Below are 3,953 nucleotides of genomic sequence, written 5' to 3' on the forward strand. Positions count from 1 at the left end.
ACAAATCATGATTCTAAAAGGAACAAAAGCTCAAAAATTGCTCGAAGACCTATCGAAATCAACGCCCGATAATGAGCAATATCTGCTAGCAAGAGTCACCGGTAACTTCAAACGCGGTATCTCAAACGTCACCGTGGTCGCTGATGTAACCACCTTTCCCCTTGGATCGTCTACCGTAGAAATTTTCTAACAATACGACTACTGAATAAAACAGAGTGTCAATTTGTACTAAACTCTTCAAAATTAGCAAAGTGATAGGTTGTCAGCCTATCACTTTGCTAATTTTACTCATCATCTATGATTCATTCCTATACTTATTGGGCTGTCACTAATAATTGGTGCCACTATCTTTACTTATAAAAAATAGCTAACTTCTAAGGCTGAAATAAAACTCTCTGACAACAGAAAACTATCTTGGTGAAAATCAGAATAACTGATAGTCACCAAGATAGTTTTCCGTATATAGTTGACTAGGTCGACTTTCTCAAACTTATTGTCACCATGGCACTTCCTATTTCATTGGTCATTACAAGACTCTCTGACATAAAATCAAGTAACACTTGAATCATTCAAAACTGTTTCCATAACAACTATACGTTATCTATAGCTGACAATGATGCAAGTTACCAAAAGACAACTTTTTTTTATAAATGTGGGATTTCCAATTTTAACTCTTCTAACTTTAAATCTGAAGTCTCAATTATAGTCATAGTTTCATGACCGATAATTTTTAGCACAGGTTTGTCTTCATCATATAGAGACAAATCTTCTGGAAATTTTGGTCCTTGCCAGTCAGAAATTTTTGTTGTGTGCTGCAATAAAATATCTAAACTGAACTTATTAAAATCAAACGTGTAAATATCGGCAGCACGTTCAAAGGTTTCAGCAGCTGCCCATTGCGTGCTTTTATGATGATTCTTCAGAAACTTAGAACAATCCTCTAATAATTGGTACGCGCTGTCATCATATTGATTATCAGAAGACTCTTCGTGAAAATTTATGTCATGTCTGATAACACATTCAAATGAATCACATTCAGTTAAGAAGAAAGATAGTAGTTTTTTATACTGTTCATTTGTAATATCTGAGTAAGTAATAAATTCATTCATAGTATTCCACCCACATCATAATTTTTATTTAGCATAACCAAAAAATGAATGTCCACCAACTCTATTAAAAGTGTGATAGTGTTGAAAATTACCTCTGCCATGAGCTGGATCTAGTATAGGGTTCCGTTTTCCTCCACCTGCATATTTTGCTACTTGATAGGCCTTACTACTATTTGTTGACCATACATCTGCCCTCACTTTTATCATTGCAACAGCTGAATTAATATTACACCCTCCCATATTAACTAAGCCAATCTTACCAGTTCTAACCACTCTGTAGTGTGAATAGTATTTTCTTGTATTAGCATTTTTTGCTATATAAGATGCAGCAACACCAAGTATACCTCCAACAATAACTGCCATCAGATTTCTTAATAACCACCCTCCAAGCTGCTTTGCTATTTCAAGTCCAAGTGGAATACCGTATGACGCGGAAGCAATGCCGTCGTCAGGTGCTATTTCAGTGACTTCATTTGTAGATAAATTAGTTAATAATATTGGAGTTGCCTCTAATTCTTCTTCAGTAGTTATATGATTGTCTTCGTTTTCAAATATTTCGCTTGTCGGTAGAACTAATTGTTCTAGCTCATCTTCAGAATATTTATCATTAATAATATCTTGCACCAATTTTTCTTCATTTTGATATGCAACTTCTAATCGCTCTTTTTCCTCCATGGTTCCAAAAAACAGTCCAAATTGCTCAGTTGTTCCACCTTCTGTCTTTTCAGTGATTTCAAATGTTTCTACTGAATCCGACTCGGATTCTGCCATATTTAAATTAGCTGTAATATCGACTTCAACTGATTCAGATTTTTTTTCGGCGGTAGCATTAACAATCAATTCATCATCAGCCAAATTAAAATCTACTTCGTCAATAGTTATATTATCATTTGACTGATCTTCTAAAGTGTTTAATATCTCATTTTCTAAACTACTTATAGGATCATAAGTTGTAGCTACTGCTGTTTGAGTAGCAATTCCTGTAAGGATAACAGCTGTCAGTAACATGCTAATTGTTTTTTTCATTGTAAAACCTTCTTTCTTTTTTTATCTGATTGAAATACTTAAAACTATTATCTATTGAATTTTTTTTATCATCTTGAAGTAAAATATCTAATAATTTTCCCGTTGCAATTGCTGTCGCATATGAACTTCCAGATTGAAATTCGTATGACTTTTTAGTAGAAGTTGTATAAATATTGTCTCCTGGAAAATAAAAATCAGGAGAAGGATCATTATAACTTGCAATTTTTTTATCTTCAGTTGTAGATCCAATATACATAACATTGTCATTAAATAGTCTTTCCTTTTTTGTTGAAGTATAATTTCCGTTGCCATTCGCAAAAAGAACAGGTATGTTTTTACTTTCAGCCTGAGATATAGTAGCTCTCAATTCTTCTGAGACAAGCTTAAAATCTAAGCTGACATTGATAATGTCAACATCATTTTCAATGCACCACTGCAATCCCTCAACTAATTTTTCTTGTTTAACTATGCCTTTTGACATAACAACAGCATTATATATGTGTAGTGGTTGATCAAAAGAATTAGCTTTTAGGAAATGATTATACTGTATTGCGATGCAACCTAGAATAGATGTACCGTGTGCCATATCAATTTTTTCTGTTTTATCGACAAAGTTCATTGACACAATATTCATATTTTCAAATTCAGGATGATCGGATTCAATACTCCCATCAACAATTCCAACCTTTATCTCTTTAGTTGGTTTATCGATACTAACAAACTCTTCTAAATACCACGCAGGCTCCTTTTTCCTTTCGTTTTTTATTTTACGATCATTTGACGAAAAAGTAGCTGTATTAAAAAAAACTATTCCAATCAAAATCACTAATAAAACAACAAAAACAATAACTTTTTTTAACATTCCTCTCCCTTTCTTCTAATCGTAATATCATTATTTTATCATAATAAACTTTATAATGATAGACTTTTTTTAAAAAAAAGATCGATAAGCGTAAAAAAAGAACAAAAATAAAAATTTTAACCTACATTTAGTCTATTAAAAAACATTCGTTTTTTATCTTAAACTATCAATTCAAAATATGATTTTGGGAATTAACATCTGAAACCGTCATCGAATGTTTAATCTAAAAAGATCCCGACAATTACATTCAATATTTTGGACTATAAACCATACTACAGATCAACTAAATTGAAATACGAAGAAGTTGCCTATATTCTCACTGAGCTCGCTCGTTTTCCTGTCCTTTTAACAGCAAAATTACCACAAAAAGAAACTCTAATTTCTAATAAATCCCCAAAAAATAGGAATCTTAGAAATTAGAGTAGATAACGTAATCGACAACCTTAGATAAGTGTAGTGCAACTAATTAATAACAGTCATTTCATTTGAGATAATCCCTTTATCTGCTTTTTACAGACAAAGACCAATCGAAGCATCCTTAACATGCTAACCGTAATACTACGCAGAGCTCCTCTCCCCCCAAAAGACTCCCTACTTATCCAGCATTACTCTTCCACTAACACTTTCTCCATCACCGCAGAAAACTCCATCTCAAACGTCACCTTGGTCACTGATGTAACCACCTTTACATTCGGCTCGTCCCCAATTCGATCCGTATCTTCAACGATTCGTCCTAAAAACTCATCGGTTAGATCTACTTTAAGCGCTAGCGCCACTTCTTGTTCAATATACTCTGGATGACAGCCAATCGCCACTGCCAATGGGTCATGTAAGGCACAGCCAAATAAGGATGGTAAGTCTCATAAGCCGATAGATAAAAGTCTAACATTGAGGCGAAAAAGGGACCAGCACCGTTTTCGCTTTTTTCCCACTTGGCAACCTCTTGCCGAGTTAAG

6 protein-coding genes are annotated in these 3,953 nt (G+C 33.7%); 1 reads left to right on the forward strand and 5 read right to left on the reverse strand.

Annotated features, from left to right (window positions below):
- A partial coding sequence (locus AC5KOD_RS02980; protein WP_496913052.1) for a hypothetical protein occupies positions 1–190 on the forward strand: 190 nt, incomplete at its 5' end.
- Between the two features lie 454 nt (positions 191–644).
- Here AC5KOD_RS02980 and AC5KOD_RS02985 read toward each other — a convergent pair.
- The 5 genes from AC5KOD_RS02985 to AC5KOD_RS03005 form a co-directional block, all read right to left on the reverse strand.
- Positions 645–1,109 (reverse strand): hypothetical protein, encoded by a 465-nt coding sequence (locus AC5KOD_RS02985; protein WP_496913053.1) that lies wholly within the window; start codon positions 1,107–1,109, stop codon positions 645–647.
- Between the two features lie 24 nt (positions 1,110–1,133).
- The gene (locus AC5KOD_RS02990; protein WP_496913054.1) at positions 1,134–2,135 is read right to left on the reverse strand and encodes a hypothetical protein; all 1,002 of its coding nucleotides are present in this window, start codon (positions 2,133–2,135) and stop codon (positions 1,134–1,136) included.
- Positions 2,119–2,997 carry a S8 family peptidase gene (locus AC5KOD_RS02995; protein WP_496913055.1) on the reverse strand — a complete coding sequence of 293 codons (879 nt, stop codon included), beginning with the start codon at positions 2,995–2,997 and terminating at the stop codon, positions 2,119–2,121. Before AC5KOD_RS02995 ends, AC5KOD_RS02990 begins: the two co-directional genes overlap by 17 nt.
- A 605-nt stretch (positions 2,998–3,602) precedes the next feature.
- Complete coding sequence (locus AC5KOD_RS03000; protein ID WP_496913056.1) at positions 3,603–3,812, reverse strand: hypothetical protein; 210 nt, start codon at positions 3,810–3,812, stop codon at positions 3,603–3,605.
- A partial coding sequence (locus AC5KOD_RS03005) for a hypothetical protein (RefSeq protein WP_496913057.1) occupies positions 3,764–3,953 on the reverse strand: 190 nt, incomplete at its 5' end. The genes AC5KOD_RS03000 and AC5KOD_RS03005, both read right to left, overlap by 49 nt.

It is taken from the genome of Vagococcus sp. WN80Y, from assembly GCF_059621045.1.